The organism is Desulfobulbus oligotrophicus (genome assembly GCF_016446285.1).
Lineage (GTDB): Bacteria > Desulfobacterota > Desulfobulbia > Desulfobulbales > Desulfobulbaceae > Desulfobulbus > Desulfobulbus oligotrophicus.
This window is the reverse complement of the sequence record NZ_CP054140.1, coordinates 560,836-582,809: the sequence shown is the minus strand read 5'-3', so window position 1 is coordinate 582,809 and position 21,974 is coordinate 560,836. Positions and strand designations below refer to the sequence as shown.

Sequence of the window (21,974 nt, the reverse complement as noted above, 5' to 3'; positions counted from 1 at the left end):
AGTATGATTCGAGTCGTTGTGGCCGGTGCTGCCGGACGTATGGGACAACGTATTGTTCACATGGTGCACAATCATCCGGAACTTGTATTGTCCGGTGCTTTTGAGCAATCAGGCAGTGGTGCGATCGGTAAGGATGTGGGAGCGATCAGCGGGTTAGGTGAAATTGGTGTCAAGATTACCGAAGGAGTGGATTCGGTTCTTGATCGGGCTGACGTGCTCATTGATTTTACCTTTCATGCGGTAACGGTGCAGTTTGCCCGTCGGGCGGCAGAGAGCGGCACCGCGATGGTCATAGGCACAACCGGCCTTACGTCGGAGGAGCTGACAACTGTCAGGACGTTGGCAGAAGGGCATTTTCCCTGTGTCCAGTCACCGAATATGGCTGTAGGCGTTAATGTGCTTTTTAAACTGGTAGAGAAGGCGGCAGGCGTTCTTGGCGATGCCTACGATGTCGAGATTGTCGAAGCTCATCATCGCCTGAAAAAAGACGCACCCTCGGGTACTGCTTTGAAGCTGGGGCAGATGGCGGCGACGGCGCTGGGCAGGGATTTGGCTGAGGTGGGCGTCATGGAGCGTAACGGGATCATCGGTGAACGAAGCGACCGTGAGATCGGCATTCAAACAATTCGAGGTGGCGACATCGTTGGTGAACATACCGTCTATTTTGCCGGGATGGGCGAGCGGTTGGAGATCACCCACAGGGCGACAAACCGCGATAACTTTGCCCGTGGTGCAGTGTTGGCCGCTCATTGGGTGGTGAGCCAGCCAAAGGGACTCTACACCATGTTTGATGTCCTTGGTCTTCATACATTCTAGAAGAGTCGGAATCTTTCCGTTGCTTTTTCTGTGAGCCATACTCACCCGGATACTTCCACTCATAATGGTGCCCATAACGTTGTTATCGGATTGGGGGCTAACCTGGAGAATCGTCGGGAAACTCTTCAAAAAACGTGGCTGGATATTCAATCGCACCCCTGTCTTTTTCCAGTTGCACTTTCTTCTCCGTACTGCAGTCAGCCGGTAGATATGACCAGCCCACACTGGTTCATCAATGCCGTCGGACTTATTCAAACCTCTCTGCGCCCGCATCTCCTGCTGCGCCTTCTCCACGACATTGAACAGCGGTACGGCCGAAGGCGTACATCCGTACGAAATGGGCATGATGATCGTACACTCGATCTGGACCTCTTGCTGTATGATGATGCTGTGATCTGTGACGAAGAACTTACGGTCCCTCACCCCCGGATGACGGATCGTCTGTTTGTCATGGTGCCCCTGGTGGAAGTGGCTGCCGGGTTTGTTCATCCACAGCATGGAAAAACAATGCAGATGCTCCTGGACGATCTGCGCCGGAGAAAACCGCAACAGGAGATCAGACCGCACTGTTGGCAGACGGGTGTTTTTGAGAGGAGCCTATAGGTAGGGAAAAGGGATAGGACTGGAAATTCAATTAGACATTTGCCTCACTGCCTATATAATGATGGCAGGTTAATAAAAACAGGTGGGCTTTGCGCACCTATTCTGGGTGAGGACGTTTTATACAGATGATAGCTATACGCTTTTTGATTCTTGCCCTTGTCTGTTATGCCGCGTGGTATCTGATCCGTGGTCACAGGAAGAAGAAACAGACTCCTTCGATCCCGGACAACGATCCTCGCCCCCAGGATGTTTTAGTTGAAGATCCTGTCTGTCATCTGTTGATTCCGAAGCATCAGGCACTTCGCCTGCGGAAAAACGGTGTGACCTATTATTTTTGCAGTGAAGAATGCTGTGATCAATTCGTCGAAAAAACGACACAAGGAGAGTCATGAAATTTTTTATAGATACAGCCAATATTGATGAAATTAAAAAGGGCTTAGCCCTGGGCATGGTCGATGGTGTAACCACCAATCCCTCGCTTATTGCAAAAGAACCCCGGCCGTTTATCTTGATACTTCAAGAGATCTGTACGCTGGTTGATGGTCCGGTGAGTGCCGAGGTTGTGAGTCTTGATGCGGACGGGATGGTCGCCGAGGCCCGTGAGCTGGTGAAAATTGCTGACAATATCGTCATCAAGATTCCCATGATTGAGGAAGGTTTAAAGGCGGTCAAGCAGCTCTTTTCAGAGGGGATCAAGACCAATGTCACCCTGGTTTTTTCCGCATCACAGGCTTTGCTGGCCGCAAAGGCCGGTGCAGCCTATGTCAGCCCTTTTGTCGGCAGACTGGATGATATTTCGGTAAACGGTCTTGATTTAATATCCGATATAATGACGATCTTGAGAAATTACGGATTTGCCACCGAGGTCATCGTTGCTTCAGTGCGTCACCCGATGCATGTGGTTGAATCGGCCCTTCTCGGGGCGGATATTGCTACAATTCCGTACAAAGTTATTGCTCAACTGGCAAAACATCCGTTAACGGATATCGGCATGAAACAGTTTCTTGCTGATTGGGAAAAACGCAAACAATAGGACGTGAAAAGTATCATGCGGCCTCGTTTTATTTTCGCCGGAGTCTTCATGCTTGTAATCGCTCTATCGATACCAGCAGAAGCAGGCATGTATGCCTACGTCGATGCCAGGGGTATCTGTCATTACACGAATGTTCCGGGAGATGGCCGATATAAATTAAATACGCGAACGAGCAGGCGTATCGGTTCCCCGGAAAATCAGCTGGTTAAAACGATAATACGCCGTTCGAACAGCGCTCTTTCACCGAATATAACCATGAACAGAGGCAGGGGACAGTTTCGTAACGGCGGCTACACGTTCAGAAGCGCCCCGCAAACCATTGAACGTTACATCCAGCTTGCCGGCGCACATCATCAGGTGGACCCTTTGCTGATCAAGGCCGTCATACAGGCTGAATCAAACTTTGATCCGAACGCACTGTCGCCAAAAGGTGCGCAGGGATTGATGCAGCTCATGCCCGGGACTGCCAGAGACATGGCTGTCAGTGATCCGTTTGATCCCTATCAGAACATTATCGGCGGGACCAGATATCTTCGATATCTCCTTGACAATTTTAAAGGAAATGTGGAATTAAGTCTTGCTGCTTACAATGCCGGACCAGGTAGAGTTGCACCATACGGAGTTGTCCCGCGAATTCCTGAAACACAAAATTATGTCGCGAAGGTGCTTGAAACGTACCACTCCTATCGTAACAGTAAGCCTTCTTTGCCCTCAAATATCAATGTCAGACAAATGGTGACCGTCAATTGAGGCGTTTCTCCAAAATAATTAACCTTCCCAATGTAATAACCGGCGGCCGATTTATACTTTCCGGCTGTCTGGCCTTCCTATTGCTGCAAGAGCAAACCAATACCATAGGGTTGATTGCCTGGCTGGTTTTTTCCATTGCTGCCGGATCAGACTGGATCGATGGATATTTTGCGCGAAAGTATAAAGCAGTGACAGTGCTCGGTCAACTGATGGACCCCCTGGCGGACAAGGTACTGGTCACAACAGCATTAGTTATGCTGGTTGCGGACGGTAAACTGCCTGCCTGGCTGGCACTTATTATCCTCTGTCGTGAAATCATTGTAACCGGACTGCGTGGAGTAGCCTCTTCATCCGGAATTGTTGTGAGTGCAAGCAGTCTCGGTAAATGGAAATCAACACTCCAGTATATTGGTCTTGGGATCTTGATTTTTCCTCCGGATATTCTTTTCATTAAAAACCTTCACGAGATAGGGTTGATCGTTATGTACTTTGCGCTGGTTCTTACCGTCTGGTCCGGGATCGATTACTTCTATAAGTTGCGAAAAATTTTTCTTGTCGAGGTGCAGTAAAACGCTTTATTCGTTTTTGCGACCGAGTTTCACATCCGTTCCGCACTTTGCCACCCGGTATCGTGTAACCAGGCTGGTGTTTTTAAATTAAGTTTTCATGTATGTCGAGTCCTCACCTGATGCAGGATCTGTGTGAAGAGTGCTCTTCTATGACCTGTTTGCATACGGTGCAGGTGTTTTCCGTAACGTATCTGGACAATTTAACATCACCTGGGTTGGGCAGACCAGCGGAGAGCAGTTTGTTGTTTGACGGTCCTGGCAAGAAGATAGAAAAAACAGACTTCAAACCTTGACAAAGAAGGTGTTTTAGATGCCTAATGATACTTAGGACAGTAAAGATTGATCAATAAGGATTGGTTCCTTGTTGTTGCCTTTCGAACAGGATGTTTCTGCCAATATATGCAGACGGTCGTCATAATACAGGGAACATATGGTCTTATCTATTAGAAAAATTGCCAAAACCAATTGTAAGTGAAATGATTCGAAAAATTTTTAAAAAAATAAATTTGATTATTGGCGTTGATATAGGATCGCACGCAGTAAAAATTTGTGAACTTCAACGCGTGGGCATGGATTATAAAATTATTTCGATCGGTTCTTCATTGTTACCTTTTGGTTCAGTAGAAGATGGTGTGCTTCAGGAGCCATTGACAGTATCACGAATCTTGTCCGAATTACTGTCAAATTTAAAAATAAAAAATAAAAAGATCGGGGTCTCCATTTCTGGGTATTCTGTTATTGTAAAAAAGATTGTACTAGATGAAATGAGCGATGAAGAGTTGGTTAAGTATATAGAAACTGAAGCCGAGCAGTATGTCCCTTTTGATCTTGATGATGTCTATATTGATTTTCAACGAGTAGATAAAAAAAGAAATGCGGAAAATAAGTGCGAGATAATGCTTGTGGCTGCAAAAAAAGAGGTAGTCAACGATTATCTCGACATGCTCGATCAGTTAAAGCTGCAGACTGTTCTTGTTGATGTTGATGGATTTGCATTGGAGAACATTTGGGAAATAACCTCAGGATCGACTGAAAATGTAGCTCTGATTGATATCGGTGCGTCCAAGATGAATATCAATATAATTTCCGAAGGCGTATCTGTACTCGCAAGAGATGTCGCAGTCGGGAGCCTGCAGTTAACTGAACAGATCGCCAACTTCCTGGGGATTGATTATGTTGAAGCTGAAAAGATCAAATTGGGTATTGCTGAGCCCGGAGCGCACGCAGAGAACATAAAAGGTATTTTCAACAAGATCTGCGCCCAATGGGTGCTTGAGATTAAAAAGGCAATTGACCTTTATCTCGCAAATCATCCGGATAAATCTTTGAAGACGATCGTCTTAAGCGGAGGGGGCTCAAAGGTATTGGGGCTTAGTGAGCATATCTCTAAAGAAACAGGGTTAAAAACGGTCAACTTTAATCCGTTCGAGAAGATGTTGTATGACGAAAAAAAGATCGATAAAAATTATCTGGAAAGTGTGGCACCGGAAATGGCAATAGCCGCCGGGCTCGCAATACGATCAACATCTATTTAAGACTATGATATCAATTAATCTCCTTCCAATACGTGATATTCTTCGCAGGAAAAACCTTCGGCAAGAGGTTTATTTTATTCTTCTGGGGTTTGGGGCGTTGCTCTTTTTGTTTCTGACTGTTGAGATCTTTCAGATTAATGCAATCGCCGGCTTACAAGAAGAAGAGAAACGAATTACGCAAGAGAGAAAGCAGTATGAAGTCATCCTCAACGATATCAAAAAAATGGAGGAGGAAAAAAAGACACTGCTGACCAGAATTGATGTTATCAATAAATTAAAGCGATCTTCTTCACTGACAGTCCATGTTTTAGATGAAATAGCAACACACACGCCTCCAGGGAGAATGTGGTTAAAAAAATTGTCGCAGTCAGACAGCCAGCTCACCCTCGAGGGTATGGCAATGGATGATGAGACCATTGCTAAGTACATGGATGAATTGGAAGGGTCAGCCTATATCCATGATGTCAAATTAGTGAGTTCAGCTATGGAACAGTATGCCGAACGTAATTTGAAAACGTTTGTCTTGTCTGCGCGGGTAGAAACACCTGAAAATTAATTTCGTACGGTAGTTTTATGAGCTATTCTTATAAGAAATCTAAATTCGATGTGTTCATCGAAGAGAAATATCTGAATATCGACAAAAAAACCAAGATTTTGGGTGTTGGTTTAGTGGCTCTTTTACTGATCTTTCTTTTTTATTTTCTCCTTTTCCAGGGGAACTATGAAAAAAATGAAAGATTGACTAAGCAGGTAACAGCAGCAAATGAGGAGTTGAAGAAGGCAAGAAAAGCTGCGCGCAATCTTCCGGTTCATCAGAAAGAACTTGAAGAAGCTCGTCACCTGTTTGAAATGACATCCACTCTGCTCCCTAAAAGTCAGGAGATTCCGAATTTGTTGAGAAATATTTCTGATTTAGGAAGAGTATCGGGATTGGATTTCATTTCATTTGTCCCGACAGTAGAAAGCCCACGTGATTTTTATGCAGAAATTCCAATTGATATACAAATTAAAGGTCCGTACCACAATCTCGGCCTCTTTTTGGATAAGGTCAGCAAGCTTGAACGAATCGTCACTGTTAATAACATTAAAACTGAAAAAGTGACCCAGGAGGATAATGAGATATTACTCCACTCAAACTGCAGGTTGGTGACCTATCGTTTTACAAATGTGAAGCTTGATCCTCCTAAGTAAAAGTTTGCTCTAGATGTCAACGAAATGGATTGAAGGATGAACCGTACGACGCTGATATACATTATTGTTCTTTTTGGCTGGATAGGATTCCACGGCTTTGCTCATGCTACGGACAATGCATCTGGCGATGACAACGAACAGAAGATAACTCTCAACATCAAAAGTGACGGATACATCTACAGACATGAAGGTCGGCCTGATCCGTTTAAACCTTTTGTTTCTGTTAAAAAATCAGCAACAAATCTTCTGGATCCAAACGAGATTGTAGAAGAAGAGACCACGTATAGTGGCATGCAGTTATTCGAGCCGGGTCAGTTAAATCTGGTAGGCGTGATGATGACCAAGAGCGACCCGCTTGCTCTGGTGGAGGACCAGACCAAAAAAGGGTACGTGTTACGACTTGGTAGTTTGATCGGGAAGAGAGGGAAAGTAACGGCAATTGAGGCTAACCAGGTCATTATCACTGAAACCGCCAAAACTCGAGCAGGAAAAGAGATGAAGTCTCAGATTACGATGAGAATGAAGGCAGAGGGAGATAAGTAATGTTGCTAAAATCTTGCTATAAATACATTGTTTTTCCCGTCCTTATCTGTGTATGCGCCTTATTTTCTGCAGCAGATGTTGCGACGTCAGCTGATGCAGTAAATGGTGCTGTTGAAGTTAACAGCGTAGAGGTCAAAGATACGGGGAAGGCGCATGAAGTATTGATCAGAAATTCAGGTGTTCCGGTCTCTACAATTTATGAGCTGCCTAATCCTCAACGAATTGTTGTTGATATTGCTCATGGGAAACTGGCAGATGGTTTTGATAATAAAACTGTCAATGATTTTGTTACTTTTAGACATAGTACTGTTCAAGATAGTACTCCGCAGATTTTACGGTTGGAATTTGTTCTAAAGGAACAGACAACATTTGAATCAGAAAAAAATGAGGCAGGAATAAAGCTGCTCATTGCCAATCCTATTCAGAGATCAGATGCACAGACACCTTCTGATCCTTCAGTGTCGAGCACCACAGCTGAAGCATCTCAGGCGAATACAAGTAAATCAGCTGAAGAGAGCAAGGTTACCAATATAATAACTGCAACAAAAAGTATCGATAGCCAGCTTCCCGATGTTAATCCTCTTGATGCAAAACTTTCGACAAAAGCCAAATCCCAGCAGATGGAGGATGCCTTTAACTTTTCCGGATACAATAAAGAGCGGATCACGGTTGAATTCCAAAAGATGGACTTGCATAATGTCTTTAATTTTTTAAGACAGGTTAGTGGCGTTAACATTGTTGTTGATGAATCTGTTCAGGGATCTCTAACGCTTGTTCTCGATGATGTACCATGGGATTTCGCACTCGATATAATTTTAAATTTAAAGGATTTAGAGAAAGAGGATCGTTTTAACACGTTGGTTATTTATCCTAAAGACAAAGCCTTCAAGTGGCCGGATCAAAGTCAAACCAACCTGAGTTTTCAGCCGGATGCAAAATTGTTTGAACAAGAAGCTCTGGTTATCAGAAAACAGGAGAACCAGCCGTTGGAATCAATGGAGGCCAGGCAGCAAATCGATTTAGCTAAAAAGGCTGAAAAGAACGAAAAATATGACGTGGCGACTCAGCATTATGAGAAGGCTTTTGAGTTATGGCCGGCAAACAGCCAGTTGGCCTCCAAGATATCTTATCTGAATCTGGTCTATCTGCAGCAGTATCCAAAAGCACTGCATTACGCAAAAAAATCTCTGGATCGCGAACCGAAAAATGCGGCTGTTCTTCTTAATGCAGCAATTGCCTCGGCCAATATGCAGGACTATCAGGCAGCCAACAACTACTTCATTCAAGCAACTAAAATGAAACAGCCGTCACGAGAGGCACTTCTTAACTACACATTCTTTTTAGAAGAGCGGAAAGATTACTCCGGGGCACTGAGAATTCTTGATCGCTACAAGTCTCTTCACAGTGAAGACCTCGATAGCTTAACCACTTCTGCTCGCATTAAAGATAAGTTGGGCCAATATCAAGCAGCATCGGCAGAGTATCAGAAAATAATTAGACTGGGAACAGAAGTACCACCTGATCTGGTTAAGTATATTCAAAGTCGACCAGCAGTTAAGGCTTCCATGTAATTTACTTCGTCGTCCTTGAAAAAGCCTTTTTCATTTTGCCAGAGCGGATGATCAGGCACCGTTCTTCTGCCAATCGGGGCGGCTCCAGAGAGCCAAAAACAATTCGACAAAAAGAAGCAGCAATTTTTCCCTCAACTTCTTGAGGATCAGACGGATATTGTGCCCTGCTCCACAGAGCAGGGCATTGATTTTATCGCCCAACTCACCCAGCAGGTAATTGCGTCCAAGCTTGCCATCCGCCTTCATATGGCCGATCACCGGCTCAACGGCGCTGCGTCTCTTGAGTTCCTTCTTCATCTGCGGTGTCATTCCCCGCCTGCGACCGGAGATCAACACCTGGGGTTCTTTGATCTTGTGACCACGGTAGCCCCGGTCGACAAAACTGCGTTGAACGGTGCAGCCGGTGATCCGTTGCACCTGCTCAATCGCCCTGGCCAGGGTGTGCCCATCATAGGGGTTGCCAGGTTCGGCCAACATCCCCACCACGAAGTTGTCGCGATTGGTGGTCGCCACGCTCACCTTGACCCCGAACTCGTACTTCTTGTGCGCCTTGCCTTTGCCAATGCATTCCACTTCCGGCGCGTGCAGGCTGTAGAGCTTGTTCTTGTCCTGCCGTTGTTGGGTCAACAACCGTTCGGCCAGGGCAAGTTCCGGAAGAAACACGGGGCGAAGAGCCTGCTGGTCTTCGATCTTGCGCACAATGTCCCGGTAGACCCTGCCCAAATAGGTCTTCAACCGCTTGATCTCACGACCGGCTCTGCGCCGCTGACGGGCATGGAGATACCGGCCAACCTTCAACAAAGCCTGACGTCCAAGGCGGGAGTAACTCTGCCGAAGACGAATGCCCCACGCCGCTGCCAGCTTAACCAACCGTTCACGGCTTCGATTGTACAGACGTGAATCGGTCGGAAACGCGACCGCCTTTTCCTGCACGGTCGTGTCAACAATGACCCGCTTCAAACTGGCCGGCGCCACCGCTCCGCTCGCCAAACCTGCCTGCACACTCAGCTTCAGGATCAATTCCGATCCCTGTTCGCCTATCCGTTTTCGCCAGCGACTCAACGAAGACGGATCGATCGGCAACTCATGTCGGAAGTATTCTTCGCCGCAGAAGTATTGGTGGTAGGGATTCTCCACCCACCGCCGTACCGTCTCTTCGTCCGACGTGTTGAACGCATGACTCAGGTAGGTCAGGCCTACGAGCAAACGAATCGGGAGCCCCGGCCGACCGTCTTCCGAATACAGCTTGCCAAACTCGCACTCAAAAACTCCCCAGTCAATCAGCCCACTCAGCCGGTACAATTCATGTCGGTGGTTGAGAATGCTCTCCAAACGGTTGCGGAACATGTCCAGCTGGGGACTGGAAATCTGCTTCTTCGGCTGCATCGTAAATCACCAGAAATTGAAGGGGAAAGGTGCAATATCCTGCAATTTACAATGCTATATTTTTCAATTTTTATCTATATATTTCAGCCTATTGAGGCTTTTTCACGGCCGACTACTTCTTATGACAGTAACCGGGGATAAAGGTATGTTTAAATATGGTAAGATCCTGCAGGCGCTCACTCTTTCCGCCTTGTTGCTCATGAATACGGCGTGTGGAAACAAAAAAGCAGTCAAATCCCAAGACGAGACCCCTCCGTCAGCAGCAGCCAGTACAGTGACGGCACCGGCACCACCTCAGCTGCCCACCCGTTTTTCCACACCCGGGTATATCACACCCAGGGAAAGTGTCGATCAGCTGGGCAGCCTTTCCGCAGACTATCAGATTAAAGTCGGGGCGACCATTCGTTCGACCGGCGGACCGCAGCCGTTGTGGGAAGTGCTCAAACGTTTGGCGAACTTAAAGGGGATGACAGTGAGCTGGGCAAGTGATGTTGATAAAACAGTTCCTGTTGATGTAGATATTGCAGCGAGTGACGGTTTCTTTGATGCGGTCGAAAATTTGCTGCGGCAGGCAGATTATTTTCATGAAGTAAAAGGAAAGAATATTGTTGTCAGAAACAAGACAACCAAAGTGTACCAAATTGGCATACCCTTTATGCAAGGGGCGTATACAACAACCGTTGGCGGTAACTTTCTTTCTAATAAAGATGCCGCTTCAGGGACTGAAGGTTCGGTTAAAATCACGAGTGCCGATAATAAGTTCAATGTCTGGGAGAATATCGAAAGCAATCTCAGAACATTGCTGCAGGTAGCTGAAGAAGAACGGCAGGAAAGCGTGCTGCAGGCGGCATCACTGCTGCAAGGTGCAGCCGATCCAAACCAGGATGGATCCCAGGCTGTGGCCGGGCAACAGGCTGCAGGTGACAGAGCAGGTATGGATGCTTTTCGGCCGAGAATGGCCAACAATACAGCCAGAGACGGCTCTTCCTTTGTGATCGATAAAAGCGTTGGCCTGATTACAGTCACAGCTAAACCCAACACGTTGAGGGTAGTTGACGATTACATTGAAAACGTCAAAAGGCATCTCTACCAGCAGGTAAGCATTGAAGCAAAGATCATTGAAGTCTTTTTGCAGGATAACTCACGGATCGGTATCGACTGGAGCAGTGTACTGAAGAATTTCAATATCGGTGCAACCACATCTTTTGGTAATGCCGGTCAAGTTTATCCGCATGTCTCCGGCAATTCCGAATATGCTAATACGTTTGTCAGCCGAGTTGCGATCCGGTCGCTCAATTTTGATATTTTCCTGAATGCACTCAACGAGCAGGGTGAAACCCATGTTCTGGCGAACCCGAAGCTCACTGTTCTCAATGGTCAGCCGGCCATTATCAGTGTGGGTAAGGATGTGGCCTATGTTAAGCAGGTGACCGCAGAGCATGATAAGGATGTTGACAGTATTACCTATACTGCGGAGGTCGGGAATGTTGTCCAGGGTATTGCCCTTGGCGTGATGGCGTCTATCCGTGATGGTAACAGGGTTGTTCTGCATCTGACCCCCATAACCACTGATCTGGAAAATCTGACGGCAGACGGAGATATCCCGACAACAATCATTGGCGAAGGGAACAATGCCATTCAGCTGGGGCTGCCAAAGGTCAAGGTTCGTGAGATGTCCACCATGGTGGAGGTTGAAAATGGTGAAATGCTTGTTATTGGCGGACTGATCGATAGTATTGAAGGAAAAACCGAAGACTTTGCCCCTGGGCTCGGCAAAATACCCGGTCTCAGATATCTGTTCGGTGTTGAGGAAAAGCAACTTCAACGGCGTGAGCTGGTTATCTTGTTGACGCCTCGAATTATTTAACTATTCAACCTTATAGACAAACAGAACACGCAGGAGAGACAACATGAAATGGCGCCGCTCTCTACTTTTCGGCTTGCTGGCAATTTTTCTGTGCAGTTGTGGCACAACTGTTCAAGAGTCCTTGAAGGTGACCCCCTCTACTCAAAATTATGCAGGACTGGGGAAACGGGTGGTTATCCTGCCTTTTGCTGATTACTCGTCTGCCGGTAACCTGGAGACAGCTTACCGCCGCAATCTCCTTGTTGCGGAGAACATGACTGATCAGTTCAGTAAGTATGGATTTTACACACCTGTTCAGGAAGATGTTTTTCTCTACCTGGTGGATCATAATTTTATCAGCGTTGTTTCTTATAAGGAGAAACAGCAAACGAGTTTGGATTACGAGTTGAATCAGGAATGGTCTGATGCCATGAAGTCCTATCTGCAGCAGTATGCGGATCTGACCAGGCAAAACACAGTACAGGCCAGTGGAGTTGACAGTCTTGGAACCCATGGGTTGACGCAACAGGAGCTTATCAAGCTGGGCCGGCATTTTTCCGCGGACTATATAGTACGTGGCCGGATCCTTCAGTACAACGATCGTCAGGATCCAACGTGGAATCCGGCGAAGAAAGGCCTGTTACCTTTTGTGGCCGGAGTCTCGAGCAAGGTCGCCTTCGGACAGGCCGAATCTGATAAGTACGATGAGTTGAACACCACGGTGAGTGGTTTTGGTGATGGTGCACTTATCTCTGCCCTGACAGATGGCGATTTGAATCATGCTTTGGGCTGGGGCGTTTTTGGCGCTGCCATGGGAAACATGGCGCATCACTCCGGCAAAATACCACAAGCTGTGGTACAGTTACGCGTTTGGGTCCAGGATGCATACTCGGGTGATGTTGTCTGGTCAAACCGGGTCGATGTGAAGACGTCACCGGAGTCTGTATTGGCAGATCATCAGCATGATGCTCTTTTTGAAAGGGCGACAGAAGAGGCCATCTCTGCGCTGGTTGATAACTTTGCGCAGACTGTATACAATGTACCTCCTCCTCAAGTCCGGCCAAGGCATGCCCGTCGATAATAATCAGGTACAGGTATGGCCGTTGTTTTTGGTGATCGCTTGAAAGGGTAACAGTGCTATCATACTTATTGCGGTAAATTTTTTATAATCGAAATAACGAGTCAACCAGAAGCATGGATTCTTCCTGTTCCGTTGAGGCTGGACAGCCTGCAACATCAGGAAGGTTCATGCTTTTTGTTTTTGAACAAGGCTTGCCCTTGTTTCATGCTTATAAGTATATGCCGGGAACTGGTTGTCTTGATAACAGTGCCACTGTTTAACCACTTAAAGGAGAAGACCATGTCAGAGAAAGTACTGCTAATCGATGATGAACAAGATTTTCTCGAGGTTATGTCTGAGCGGATGAAAAATCGAGATATTGATGTTACCACTGCCACATCAGCTGAAAATGGTCTGCATCTCGCCGCAGAAGGTGGTTTTGATGCCATTATCCTTGATTTGCAAATGCCGGAGATGGACGGCATGGAGGCTCTGAAAAGGCTGCAGGCAATTGATCCGGATCTTCAGGTTATTCTTCTGACGGGCCACGGTACAGTGGAAAAGAGTGTTCAGGCTATGAGGTTGGGGGCAGCCGATTTTCTTGAAAAGCCGGCTGACATCCAGGAGTTGACAGAGAAAATTAAAAAAGCACATGCACGGAAGATCATGCTGGTTGAGAAGGAGACCGAAGCCAAAATCCGTTCGATCTTAGGGAGTAAAGCCTGGTGATGAGGACGCCACAGGGGCAATGGTCTGTACGGGCTCACTTTTCCAGCTGCTGATCATAAGCAAAGAAACGCCTGTAAAAGTGCGGGGCCGGCTGCTGCGTTAATTTCTTCTTGGCAGTGTCAGGGTGAAACGTGCTCCGCCCTGAGCCCGATTTTCAGCGACAATCGTTCCACCTAACTTGTGAGCGATATCACTGCAGATAGAAAGCCCGAGCCCGGTTCCTTTACCAGGTTCTTTGGTTGTGAAAAAAGGTTCCCAGATTCGATCCAGCACCTCAGGTTTCAAGCCTGGTCCGTTGTCAATGATCAGGATGAACACCTCATTGCCTCTGGTTTCGGTAACAATATCGATCTGACCGTTTTCACCAACCGCGTCTAAAGAGTTTTCAATCAGGTTCAGAAGAATCTGTTGCACCTGTGAGCCTTCGGTTCTGATGGTAGGAAGGTCCTCCTGTAGCCGCAGGTTGAGAGCAATGTTATTACTGCGTGCTTCGTTCTCAAGAAAAGATACTGTTTCTTTGATTAACTCATTGATCTGAACATCATATTCCGCGCTTATTTTTCGGGAAAAACCAAGCAGCCGATGGGTGATTGTCCCGGCCCGGTTGACATGCTTCCGGATTTTGGCCACTGCCCCCATATATTCATCGTAATTTTCGATATTCTCTTTTTTCTCTTCCTGAAGCAGCTCATCGATCCATCCTGCCTGCATCTGAATAAGCTGGAGCGGATTGTTGATCTCGTGGGCAATACCGGCCGCAAGACGTCCAATGTTTGCCATTTTTTCGATGTGAGCCATCTGCTGGTCAAGGGCTGTCTGCTCCCGGTCAGCACGTCGGATGCGCTCAACAATGAAACGACTGATGCCGCTGCCGATAACAAGAAAGACGACTGCAGTCGCAATAACAATGAAGATAATCCGGTTGCGATGCATGTAGTAGCCGTCAAGCGAATCAGTAATTTTTGTTTTAACTACCAGTAGCCACATGTCGCCGTTGAGCCATTTGCTGGCATACAGATATTCGTTGTCTGCAACCAGTTCGGTACCACTGTGGTGTTTCAGGAGCTGGCGCTCGATGATGTTGAGTTTGGACGATTTCTGTAAACTTGGTGTCTGATATTCACCGTTTGAATTAAGAATGAAGGCATCGCCACCTGCTCCGATCTGGGCGCTGTGGAGCAGTGAGTTGAAGATACCGGAGTTGACCGTGGCGCGCAGAACAAAGGTCTTCAGTGGGTTGGTGATCGCAATGACAAAGTGGGGATAGTTTCGAAATCCGCTGAAGACATCGCTGACATAGGTTCCGCGAACAAGGACTTCATTAAACCAGGGAGCATCCTTGTACTCTTTCCCCTGAACCTTGCTCAGGTAGGGACCGACATAGGCCAGCTGTTTGCCGTTGGTATCAATTAAATGGAGATCAACAAGATCTTCCTTGTCTTCTTGATTGATGGTCAGGAAAAGGTTTTCAAAATTTTTCTGGTTCTTCAGGTAGTCAAGATCATACAGATTGATCAGCGTAGAGAGAAAACTCACCTGACTGCGAAGAAAGGTATTGATGGCATCACTTCGATTCTCTGTTACCTGACGGGCTGCAAGCTCGATATCGTATCGGGACAGCTGGTAAAAATTGTATATTGAGCCAAAGGCTATGATGATGATCGGCAGGATGCCGCTGACAAAAAATCCGGCAGACAGGAGTCTTTTGAGCCGCACGTAATTTTTTTCTTTTATATGCATAGGTTTGTTGTGGTTTAAGTTTTATGCAACTTGACAACCTGCTCAGGAGGCCGGCTTCTTGATCATACTAAAAATTAGCGCTGCTGTTGAGTTTGCTTGACAATCGGACTGCAGCAGCAGCGGTTATTTTCGTTTATTTCGCAGCCGAATACCAATAGCAAGGCCTATGACAATGGAACCGACAACAATTATGAACAGGATGATGTTCTGCATGGAGTCCTTTTTATCCAGTTATGCTTCATTGATACCACCTCTGCTGCAGTATAATTAGGCCTCTACCGGCGGAGCCGTTAGGCGGTAGTTACCTGCCACAAAATTTTCTGCAGCCCATTCGACACTTTTTTCCGAAGTCATGAGCATATCGAGTTGACGGGTGAAGATAAGCAGGCGGCCGAGTAGGTCTATACGGCTCTCGATGTACGAATTCGGATACTTCTGCAGTCGTGCATCAACCTTGTCGCCTTTGACATTCACTCTGAATCCTTCCTGTTCGAGGATCAGTGAGATGGCACGGACTCTTCTGTTCTTGCGGACATCATCCGCAGCCCCGCCTTTGAAAGAAAATGTAATATAGTTCTTGTTGACGGTATCACCACAGTAGGCATCTATGACACTGTAATGGTACCCGACACGGGAGCTGAAATTGAGATACTTGTCAGCGATGATCGCATAACTGCGGTCACCAAACCGTTCGCCATGGTGACCTGGCGTCAGGGTCTGTTCCCGCATCACTGAAAAAAGACCGGAAAGGTTGATAGGCCGAGGTTCCACGGCCTGCAGATCTTTGTTGAGCATGCCCTGAACCAGTGCCAGAAACGGTGCAGAGACGATATCGTCAACTCTGACACCGTTCCAGCTGATGGTTGCTCCTTCCTTCAGACCGCTGCCAAGATCAATCAGGTGAATATCCATTGGCAGCAGGGCATCAAGTTTCATTGACCATCCATGGAACTTGGAGGCCAGATCACTGATCTGAAACATCTCTTTGTACGAAAATTCGTGGCAGTACCGAGCCAGGTCGTGCAGGGTCGTGCAACCGGCAGGGGTGAATTCCGGAGCATCGGGGTTGACTAGGTTCAGTGGGATGACATATTTTGCAACCCGTTGCAGCTGTTCGTACACAGGTGTGCCTTTCATGTGGGCTTCATCCTTTTTAACAGCCGCCAGCAGTTCCTGGACAGTACCCTCATAAACCCGGCCTGTGTAGGCATCGACGGTGACCGTTGTTTCGGAGGGAAGCAGGTCGATCACAGACTGGTTGCAAATAATGGTCGGCACGTTAAATTCGCGGGCCAATGAGGCCATGTGACCGCTGACACTACCTGCCTCGACGATAATCGCGGCACAGGTGCGCATCACCAGCACATACTCCGGAGAGGAATGTTTTGCCACCAAGACCGCTCCTTGCGGAAAATCGGTCAGGTCCGCCACCGATTCCACCTGGCGGACAGGGCCGGCTCCTACTCCCTGAGCAGCTATTTCGCTGGTATCAACGATGAGGCGATAGCCTTTAAGCGGAGCTGCCTTCAGCAGGCAGAAATTTTTCGGGCTCTGTATTTTAAGTGGCCTTGACTGCAGGATCAGGAGCGTCCCTTCAGCATCCAATGCCCACTCAACATCCTGGGCACACTTGTAATGGCTCTCCAGGGCTGCACCATAACCAGCGAGAATCCGGATGTGTTCATCGTCCAGGCAGGCAACACTCTGCAGCTCTGCCGGAACTGGCCGCTCCTCCACACCTCCCTGTTTGTTAAGGACCAGTTGCACAGGTTTCGTGGAGACATTTTTTTCTGTGATCGACAGGTCATCATCTTTGGTCACTGTGTACGTGTCCGGAGAGATGACACCATCAACCGCGTAAGGACCAAGGCCCCAGACTGCATTGATCAGAATGTTCTCATTCGTAATATCGTAGGGATGCCGGGTGTAGAGTACACCGCTTGCCTGGGAGTCCACCATTTTTAGACATGCCACCGCCATGGCAAGATCTTCATCGTATACTCCTTTGGAGCTGCGATAGGAGATGGAACGAGCGGAATAAAGACTGGCAATGATCGATTTGTATGCCTCACAAATTTTTGAACGGGTCACACCAAGGATGGTCAGGAACTGACCGGCATAGGAGATATCTCCGTCTTCACCGACAGCACTGCTCCGCATGGCAACCAGAACCTCCTGGTCATCCCCCCAGAGAGCCGTACATCCCGCAGTGATCTCCTCTTCGAGCGCCGGTGGCATTGGTTTGGATCGTACTAACTCCAGAGTTTCGGCACTGACATTGTTGAGCAGATCTATTTCGTTGATATAAAGAAGGTTTTTTTGTTTGATGATCTCTTCTTTGAGGTCATTGTAGTCGAAAAAGTCGTGGAATCCTTTGGTGGTTATGGCAAATCCTTCAGGAACAGGGATGTTGAGGCAGTTTTTAATTTCTCCAAGGTTGGCGTTTTTACCGCCGGCCCAGTCAGCGTCTTTGAGAAAGATCCGGTCATGCGGCATCACTGCCTGCGGAGCCTGTTCTGCTTTACGCTCTGCAATGATTGCCTTGATCTGGTTGTTGATCTCTTCCAGGCTGTCGTAGAGGCCGCGATGTTTGCCGCCTGACATGACGTTCAGGCTCTTCACCATCTGAAAGGCATATTTGAGCGATTTGTTCACCTGATTATTGATATAGAACAGGCCAAAGACGTGCTCGCCTTTGAGTTTTTCATCCAGGTCGGAAAGCACGGTGAGCAACTCTGAATTTGCAGCTAATAATTCTTTAAAGAGACTGTAACGGAAACGAAATAACGCGTTCATCTCCGAGAGGTTGTCGACAGGGCTCTCCTTACTGTAACGGATACGGATGTCGGTTAAAAATTGTCGCAGATTCCCGAGAATGGTGGTCATGAAATTATTCCTCCTCGACTCAGGGCTCCAGTTTGTCTTGTCTGTAATGCCCGTAGCTGGTGAAAGAAGAGCTATGTCGTGTTATCCGCACCTTTCTGTTCGGTTGCATGTGCTGTTGTTTGCTGTCGGCTGTCCGGATCTGCAGGGGTCACTGGCCGCTGCCCACAATAAGATTGTTGTTGGTTTTACGCACATAGGTTTGTTTTTGTGTGCCTTTCCAGAAATATTCAACCCAGACCCCCTTGGTCGTTGCCCGTTGCAGGGCTGAATGAACCGGGGCAGCTTTCTCTTGAAGATACTCGCCGACAAGAAAGGGATGCACAATCAACTTGCCGCTTGGCTCCATGATAAAGACATAGGGTGTGTAGGCATCAGCCGGGTAATTTGCCGCCTCTTTACCCTGGTTAATGGCTCTCACCATTTCATTGACATGTTTTTCAATGGCAGCCTTATCGTCAGCATTGGCTGTTACTGCCAGAAAACACATTGCTGGAACAAGTAGCATGCGAATCATGGTTGACATCCGTTTCCCCTTTTCTGTTGATTTCCGGCCATCTTTTACGATGACATGAGTGACTGGTCGCCGATATGGTCGTTATCTGCTGCGTTGAGTAATGAATCAATGTCGGTGGTGAGTTTTTTCATGTAGTAACCAACCAGGGAAGTATTCCCCATAATCATGTCGAGCTGTCGGGTGTGTAGGGTCAGGTAGCCCAGAATCTTGAGACGGCTGAGCATATATTGCATGTTGCGACCCTCGGTGCGGGCGTCAAGGTGATCCCCGATCACCGTCACACGAAAGCTGTAACGCTCCAGAATTTCGCGTATAAAGTGGATTCGTCCCAGGCAGCGTTCAAAATCTGCCGCTCCCCCTTTGAATTTGAAGCCCAGGTAGTTTTCGCTTGATCTTTCACTGACCATGGCTTCCATGGTGGAGAAGTGATACCCTAACCGGGAGCTGAGGGTACAAAAATTTTTTGAGACCATAAAGTAGTTACGATCCGCATATTTTGATTTAACACCAGCCACCAGGGCGGTGTTCATGGTGGAACGAAATATGATTGAGGTCATGCCCTTGCCGTCCATGGCCGGGGGGCCGTCCCAGGGAATGGCGGCAAACCCTTCCCAGAAGGCCAGCATCGGGATCGAGGCTATATCTTCCAGTTTGACGTACTTGCCGTGGATCTCGTGGGTAAAGCCGTCATCAAGGTTGAGAAGCCACCAGTTCATTGGTACTCGATAGTACAGCTGTTTGCTGGATCGTTCGGAAAAGCTGTGATCTTTGCCGAAGTTGAACATCTCGACTACAGATTTTTCATGAATGAAACGGGTGATGTCATGGAAGGTCCGGCAGTTTTGTGGCTGAAAGTCCCGTGAATCCGGGTCAAGGAGATTCAGGAGGATAATATGCTTGCTCACTGCTTCAAGTGATTCGAACACCGGGCTGCCCAACATCAGTTTGGGCACCGGTCGTGTCCATTCCAGCAGAGGTCCGATATTACCGAGATACACACGGCAGAGATCGGCCGCAACAGTAACCGCATCACCGTTGTGCAGTTGAGCCATGGCACCGGCGGCACCAAATATGGCCGGAATGCCGAATTCGCGGGCAACGTTGGCCAGGTGGCCGGCGAATCCGCCCTGCTCGGAGACCACAGCGGCCGCCCGGGCCACCAGCGGCGCCCAGGTGGGTAAGGCCTGCTCAACGACCAGTACCGCCCCTTCAGGGAACTGCAGGATATCAACCTTTTTGGCTACTTTGAAGACGTTACCGCTGGCAACCCCGGGGCTGGCATTGATGCCGCCGTTTACAAGCAGGGAAGATTCGAAACGTTTAAGGTCTAATTCAGGTCCGGGGAGGACAGCCTCTAACTGTTGCAGGGGGCGGGACTGAAGAATATAGATTTTACCCTGGCTATCAATGGCCCACTCGATATCTTGGGGTGTATCGTAATAGTACTGCTCGATACGGATTGCATGGTCAGCGAGATCACGGATCTGTTCGTCGGTGAGCGACGGGGCGTCAGCCAGTTCTTCGGTTGTGGCGGTGCGGGCATATCCCTCGCCATCCAGGCAGACAATCTGATGGCTCTTGTTGTGGACCTCTCGCCGCAGGATGGTCAGGTTGTCATCGCGTGACACGACAAAGATATCGCACAGGTCATTGCCGTCCACCACAGCTTTAGGCAGGCCCCAGGTGGCGTTGATGTAGATGGCGTCATCTTTATTGTCAAGGGGACTTTGAGTATAGATAACTCCGCCGACCACGGCATCGACCATGGCCAGACACCCAACGCACATGGCAATGTCTTCGTCTCGAAAACCACGGTTGAGTTTGTAGGTAATTGCCTGAACACTGTACTTTGAGGCAAGTACCTGCTTGTAATAGTAGAAAAATCGTGAAAAACTGACGTTGAGCTCGCTTCGATACTGCCCGGCAAAGGAGGTGTTTTCCGCATCCTCTCCAAAAGCACTGCTTCGCACTGCCATGCGGATTTCCTGATTGTTGTTGGCAGCCTTCATGGCGGAATACGCTTCCACCACCGCTCTATAGATGGGATCAGGCACCTCAGAAGCCATGATCAGCTGGCGAATCTGGGAACTGACCAGATCAAGGTTGCGATCCTCATCAGAACCGGCCACCTGGAAGAGTCGAGCGATTTCCTTTTGGAGGCCGCCTGCCTGCATGAACATCTCATGTGCGGCTGCGGTGATTGCAAATCCATCGGGAACATGCATGTGGAGCCTGTTTTTAACGTCGCCCAGTTTGGCCATTTTGGCGCCGACCAGTTCCGTCATTTCGCTGCTCAGGGCTGTGATGGGGATAACCAGTCGATTGTCAGTGATCTGTTTACGAGCGTCAAGAAGGCCGTCGATCTGTTTTTGAATGGCAGCAAAACTGTCTTTGAGGGCAGAGTATTTTCCGGGGGAAATAACCTCCATACTGTTGATCATACGAAACACATTGACCGAAATCGTGGTGCAGCGTGTTTGAACAAAGGACATACTGAAGGATTCGTTACCCTGCAAAGCCCGTTCAATATCAGCCATGGCTTCCAGAACACGGGTGTTGGCGGCCAGGAGCAATTTGAAGTTGTGGTAACGTGATTTGAAGGTCAGCCGCAGAGCTTCCACCTCTTCCTCTTCCAAAACCGGATCATGTTCTTCCTGGTTAAGAAAGAGAAATTTTTTAGAAAATGTAGCCAGTTTTTTCAGCATGAAACGCCTTCATCGGCAACAACGAATCGATCGGTGCTGTATATTCAATGGTACTTAATGCTGCTGATCAACTTCTCGCTGCTGCTTTTCGTTAAGTTTTTTTCGGGTATAGGCGTCCTCGATTTTATAAAGCAGTTCATCGATATTGATCGGCTTCATCAGATAATCGAAAGTGCCCATACGCATCAGTTCTATGGCATTGTCTACGCTGGTATTACCGGTAAGCATGATGACTTCGATCAGTGGATTGATCTTTTTGATTGCAATGAAAGTGTCCGAACCATGCATACCGGGCATCTGCTGGTCAAGCACGACCACTTCCGGAGGATCGTCGGTTACCATTTTAACAGCGGTTTCACCGTCACCAGCAGTCTGAACGATAAACCCGCGTACCGACAACTGCCGGGCTGTTGCCTCTCTAAAGACATCTTCGTCATCAACTAACAATACTTTGAATGCGCGTTCCTTCTTGTTCATAGGGTACTTGTACGTGTTCT

20 protein-coding genes are annotated in these 21,974 nt (G+C 47.8%); 14 read left to right on the top strand and 6 right to left on the bottom strand.

What is annotated here, in order from left to right:
- The first annotated feature begins 3 nt into the window (after positions 1-3).
- The 11 genes from dapB (at position 4) to HP555_RS02590 (ending at position 8,611) form a co-directional block, all read left to right on the top strand.
- Positions 4-816: a 4-hydroxy-tetrahydrodipicolinate reductase gene (gene dapB / locus HP555_RS02640; protein WP_199263669.1), complete on the top strand. Its 813-nt coding sequence runs from the start codon at positions 4-6 to the stop codon at positions 814-816.
- A gap of 30 nt (positions 817-846) precedes the next feature.
- The gene (folK, locus tag HP555_RS02635; RefSeq protein ID WP_199263668.1) at positions 847-1,419 is read left to right on the top strand and encodes a 2-amino-4-hydroxy-6-hydroxymethyldihydropteridine diphosphokinase; all 573 of its coding nucleotides are present in this window, start codon (positions 847-849) and stop codon (positions 1,417-1,419) included.
- A 125-nt stretch (positions 1,420-1,544) separates the two neighbouring features.
- Positions 1,545-1,811 (top strand): YHS domain-containing protein, encoded by a 267-nt coding sequence (locus tag HP555_RS02630; RefSeq protein WP_199263667.1) that lies wholly within the window; start codon positions 1,545-1,547, stop codon positions 1,809-1,811.
- Positions 1,808-2,452, top strand: a complete 645-nt coding sequence (gene fsa / locus HP555_RS02625; RefSeq protein WP_199263666.1) for a fructose-6-phosphate aldolase — start codon at positions 1,808-1,810, stop codon at positions 2,450-2,452. Before HP555_RS02630 ends, fsa begins: the two co-directional genes overlap by 4 nt.
- Before the next feature lie 48 nt (positions 2,453-2,500).
- The gene (locus HP555_RS02620; protein WP_233249231.1) at positions 2,501-3,202 is read left to right on the top strand and encodes a lytic transglycosylase domain-containing protein; all 702 of its coding nucleotides are present in this window, start codon (positions 2,501-2,503) and stop codon (positions 3,200-3,202) included.
- Positions 3,199-3,771, top strand: coding sequence for a CDP-diacylglycerol--glycerol-3-phosphate 3-phosphatidyltransferase (gene pgsA, locus HP555_RS02615; protein WP_199263665.1), 573 nt, complete (start codon positions 3,199-3,201; stop codon positions 3,769-3,771). The genes HP555_RS02620 and pgsA overlap by 4 nt, the downstream gene beginning before the upstream one ends.
- A gap of 476 nt (positions 3,772-4,247) precedes the next feature.
- Complete coding sequence (gene pilM, locus HP555_RS02610; RefSeq protein WP_199263664.1) at positions 4,248-5,306, top strand: type IV pilus biogenesis protein PilM; 1,059 nt, start codon at positions 4,248-4,250, stop codon at positions 5,304-5,306.
- Between the two features lie 4 nt (positions 5,307-5,310).
- Positions 5,311-5,862, top strand: coding sequence for a PilN domain-containing protein (locus HP555_RS02605; protein ID WP_199263663.1), 552 nt, complete (start codon positions 5,311-5,313; stop codon positions 5,860-5,862).
- A 17-nt stretch (positions 5,863-5,879) separates the two neighbouring features.
- A complete protein-coding gene (locus HP555_RS02600; RefSeq protein WP_199263662.1) occupies positions 5,880-6,497 on the top strand; it encodes a type IV pilus inner membrane component PilO in 618 nt (205 codons plus the stop codon).
- A 36-nt stretch (positions 6,498-6,533) separates the two neighbouring features.
- Positions 6,534-7,040 carry a pilus assembly protein PilP gene (locus tag HP555_RS02595; RefSeq protein WP_199263661.1) on the top strand — a complete coding sequence of 169 codons (507 nt, stop codon included), beginning with the start codon at positions 6,534-6,536 and terminating at the stop codon, positions 7,038-7,040.
- Entirely contained in the window at positions 7,040-8,611 is a 1,572-nt protein-coding gene (locus HP555_RS02590) for an AMIN domain-containing protein (RefSeq protein ID WP_199263660.1), read from the top strand. Before HP555_RS02595 ends, HP555_RS02590 begins: the two co-directional genes overlap by 1 nt.
- Positions 8,612-8,662: 51 nt before the next feature.
- Here HP555_RS02590 and HP555_RS02585 read toward each other — a convergent pair whose 3' ends face one another.
- Positions 8,663-9,997, bottom strand: a complete 1,335-nt coding sequence (locus HP555_RS02585) for an IS5 family transposase (RefSeq protein ID WP_199263592.1) — start codon at positions 9,995-9,997, stop codon at positions 8,663-8,665.
- 145 nt (positions 9,998-10,142) lie between these two features.
- Here HP555_RS02585 and HP555_RS02580 point away from each other — a divergent pair, with 145 nt between their 5' ends.
- The 3 genes from HP555_RS02580 to HP555_RS02570 all read left to right on the top strand — a co-directional run bounded on the left by HP555_RS02580 (position 10,143) and on the right by HP555_RS02570 (position 13,632).
- On the top strand, positions 10,143-11,864 hold the full coding sequence (locus HP555_RS02580) for a hypothetical protein (protein WP_199263659.1): 1,722 nt from the start codon (positions 10,143-10,145) through the stop codon (positions 11,862-11,864).
- Between the two features lie 43 nt (positions 11,865-11,907).
- Complete coding sequence (locus HP555_RS02575) at positions 11,908-12,924, top strand: hypothetical protein (protein ID WP_199263658.1); 1,017 nt, start codon at positions 11,908-11,910, stop codon at positions 12,922-12,924.
- 279 nt (positions 12,925-13,203) lie between these two features.
- Positions 13,204-13,632, top strand: coding sequence for a response regulator (locus HP555_RS02570; RefSeq protein ID WP_199263657.1), 429 nt, complete (start codon positions 13,204-13,206; stop codon positions 13,630-13,632).
- A gap of 99 nt (positions 13,633-13,731) precedes the next feature.
- Here HP555_RS02570 and HP555_RS02565 read toward each other — a convergent pair whose 3' ends face one another.
- The 5 genes from HP555_RS02565 to HP555_RS02545 all read right to left on the bottom strand — a co-directional run bounded on the left by HP555_RS02565 (position 13,732) and on the right by HP555_RS02545 (position 21,954).
- Complete coding sequence (locus HP555_RS02565; RefSeq protein ID WP_199263656.1) at positions 13,732-15,348, bottom strand: sensor histidine kinase; 1,617 nt, start codon at positions 15,346-15,348, stop codon at positions 13,732-13,734.
- A 291-nt stretch (positions 15,349-15,639) separates the two neighbouring features.
- Positions 15,640-18,258 (bottom strand): PEP/pyruvate-binding domain-containing protein, encoded by a 2,619-nt coding sequence (locus HP555_RS02560; protein WP_199263655.1) that lies wholly within the window; start codon positions 18,256-18,258, stop codon positions 15,640-15,642.
- 148 nt (positions 18,259-18,406) lie between these two features.
- Complete coding sequence (locus tag HP555_RS02555; protein WP_233249230.1) at positions 18,407-18,772, bottom strand: hypothetical protein; 366 nt, start codon at positions 18,770-18,772, stop codon at positions 18,407-18,409.
- Positions 18,773-18,816: 44 nt separating this feature from the next.
- Positions 18,817-21,477 carry a PEP/pyruvate-binding domain-containing protein gene (locus tag HP555_RS02550; protein ID WP_199263653.1) on the bottom strand — a complete coding sequence of 887 codons (2,661 nt, stop codon included), beginning with the start codon at positions 21,475-21,477 and terminating at the stop codon, positions 18,817-18,819.
- 54 nt (positions 21,478-21,531) lie between these two features.
- Entirely contained in the window at positions 21,532-21,954 is a 423-nt protein-coding gene (locus tag HP555_RS02545) for a response regulator (protein ID WP_199263652.1), read from the bottom strand.
- Between the last annotated feature and the right edge of the window lie 20 nt (positions 21,955-21,974).

Bases quoted from the DNA above. Each gene is read 5' to 3' on its own strand.
- dapB (WP_199263669.1), top strand. From the start codon at position 4: ATGATTCGAGTCGTTGTGGCCGGTGCTGCCGGACGTATGGGACAACGT.
- HP555_RS02630 (WP_199263667.1), top strand. From the start codon at position 1,545: ATGATAGCTATACGCTTTTTGATTCTTGCCCTTGTCTGTTATGCCGCG.
- fsa (WP_199263666.1), top strand. From the start codon at position 1,808: ATGAAATTTTTTATAGATACAGCCAATATTGATGAAATTAAAAAGGGC.
- HP555_RS02620 (WP_233249231.1), top strand. From the start codon at position 2,501: ATGCTTGTAATCGCTCTATCGATACCAGCAGAAGCAGGCATGTATGCC.
- pilM (WP_199263664.1), top strand. From the start codon at position 4,248: ATGATTCGAAAAATTTTTAAAAAAATAAATTTGATTATTGGCGTTGAT.
- HP555_RS02605 (WP_199263663.1), top strand. From the start codon at position 5,311: ATGATATCAATTAATCTCCTTCCAATACGTGATATTCTTCGCAGGAAA.
- HP555_RS02600 (WP_199263662.1), top strand. From the start codon at position 5,880: ATGAGCTATTCTTATAAGAAATCTAAATTCGATGTGTTCATCGAAGAG.
- HP555_RS02595 (WP_199263661.1), top strand. From the start codon at position 6,534: ATGAACCGTACGACGCTGATATACATTATTGTTCTTTTTGGCTGGATA.
- HP555_RS02590 (WP_199263660.1), top strand. From the start codon at position 7,040: ATGTTGCTAAAATCTTGCTATAAATACATTGTTTTTCCCGTCCTTATC.
- HP555_RS02585 (WP_199263592.1), bottom strand. From the start codon at position 9,997: ATGCAGCCGAAGAAGCAGATTTCCAGTCCCCAGCTGGACATGTTCCGC.
- HP555_RS02580 (WP_199263659.1), top strand. From the start codon at position 10,143: ATGTTTAAATATGGTAAGATCCTGCAGGCGCTCACTCTTTCCGCCTTG.
- HP555_RS02575 (WP_199263658.1), top strand. From the start codon at position 11,908: ATGAAATGGCGCCGCTCTCTACTTTTCGGCTTGCTGGCAATTTTTCTG.
- HP555_RS02570 (WP_199263657.1), top strand. From the start codon at position 13,204: ATGTCAGAGAAAGTACTGCTAATCGATGATGAACAAGATTTTCTCGAG.
- HP555_RS02560 (WP_199263655.1), bottom strand. From the start codon at position 18,258: ATGACCACCATTCTCGGGAATCTGCGACAATTTTTAACCGACATCCGT.
- HP555_RS02555 (WP_233249230.1), bottom strand. From the start codon at position 18,772: ATGATTCGCATGCTACTTGTTCCAGCAATGTGTTTTCTGGCAGTAACA.
- HP555_RS02550 (WP_199263653.1), bottom strand. From the start codon at position 21,477: ATGCTGAAAAAACTGGCTACATTTTCTAAAAAATTTCTCTTTCTTAAC.
- HP555_RS02545 (WP_199263652.1), bottom strand. From the start codon at position 21,954: ATGAACAAGAAGGAACGCGCATTCAAAGTATTGTTAGTTGATGACGAA.